Source organism: Streptomyces sp. NPDC014864 (assembly GCF_043081525.1).
In the GTDB taxonomy this organism is placed as follows: Bacteria; Actinomycetota; Actinomycetes; order Streptomycetales; family Streptomycetaceae; genus Streptomyces.
In genome coordinates, this window is the sequence record NZ_JBIBWT010000053.1 from 1 (window position 1) to 1,461 (window position 1,461).

At 59.8% G+C, this 1,461-nt stretch carries 2 protein-coding genes; both read left to right on the forward strand.

Annotated features, from left to right (window positions below; all coding sequences use genetic code 11):
- On the forward strand, window positions 1–214 hold a 214-nt coding region (locus ACF1A5_RS33815), incomplete at its 5' end, for a hypothetical protein (protein ID WP_392196664.1).
- A 149-nt stretch (window positions 215–363) separates the two neighbouring features.
- Window positions 364–1,371 (forward strand): IS481 family transposase, encoded by a 1,008-nt coding sequence (locus tag ACF1A5_RS33820; protein ID WP_352030458.1) that lies wholly within the window; start codon window positions 364–366, stop codon window positions 1,369–1,371.
- Window positions 1,372–1,461: the final 90 nt, after the last annotated feature.

Below are 1,461 nucleotides of genomic sequence, written 5' to 3' on the forward strand. Positions count from 1 at the left end.
GGTCGAAGTCGTATTCACCATTCCTGCCGTATCCGTCCGGCAGGCCACCACCGCTGCGCTGGAAATTCTCGACACGTACACCTTAGGTTTGCTGTCCCTGCGTGTGCTGACCGCCGCTGACTTCGACCGCATCGCCGATGCAATCGAGACGCCACGGCTCCTTTCCACCGTTCACGCTGCAAAAGTCCTCGGCATTTATCGTCCGCCAGGATGATCCCGTAGCGATCAAGGAAACGAAACGGTCATCGGCCTAGCTGTTGCGGGTATGGACGTTGCTGACGCGGGATTGAAGTGGACGGGCTGGTCCTTCGCGGCAGGATGGAAGTTGCGAAACTGACCATCAACAGCAAAGGGACCAGCCCTGTGACACACCGTAATGCCCCACTCACTGTGGAAGGAAGACGACGCCTGATCGAGCGGTGCCAGAGTCGTCCGATCGCCCACGTCGCCGCAGAAATGGGCATCTCCCGACAATGCGCTTCCAAGTGGGTCAATAGGTATCGCAAGTACGGTGACCTGGGAATTCAGGACCGATCCAGCGCACCGAAACACCACCCGAACGCCACGCCGGCGGAGATCATGGTCGAGATCGAGTCCATGCGCCGAACCCGGAAATGGTCGGCCTCGCGAATCACGTTCGAGCTGCGTACCGACGGCATCACCATTGCTCGCCGGTCTGTCACGAAAATCCTGCGGAACCTGGGATTGCACCGCCGCCGGTTCATCGACCCGAACGGCGAAACCAACCGAAAACCCCAGGTCATCGCCGCCAAGCGACCTGGTCAGATGGTCCACGTCGACGTCAAGAAAGTCGGGAAGATCCCGGACGGCGGCGGGTGGCGTGCCCACGGCCGCGGCTCCGACAAGGCCAAACGATCCCAACGCCGGAAAACGAAGAACAAGCAGGCCCGCATCGGCTACACCTACCTGCATTCCGCGATCGACGGCAACACCCGCCTGGCGTACACCGAAGCCCGCGACAACGAAACCGCAGCAACAGCCATCGATTTCATGAACAACGCCCGCGTCTTCTTCGCCGCCCACGGCATCACCCGTATCGAGCGCGTGATCACCGACAACGGATCATGCTACCGGGCAGCAGATTTCACCGTTTCATTACGCGAAGCGCGGCACTACCGGATCAAGCCGTACACCCCGAAACATAACGGGAAGGTCGAACGCTACAACCGTATCCTCGCCGAAGAACTGCTGTACTCCCGCGAGTACACCAGCGAAGCTGAGCGGCGCACTGCCGTCGAAATCTGGAATGTTCACTACAATTACCACCGACCGCATTCAACACGCGGAGGACGACCGCCCGCCGCTTACCGCCGGCATCGCGTAACTAACGTCCGTGCCTCGTACACCTAGGTGTCGAGGTTTCTTGGTGAAGCGAGTTAAGCGTATGACGAGCAAGGGCATGTGAGAAGTGGCGTATACGGCAGTATTGCTATTGTTCGC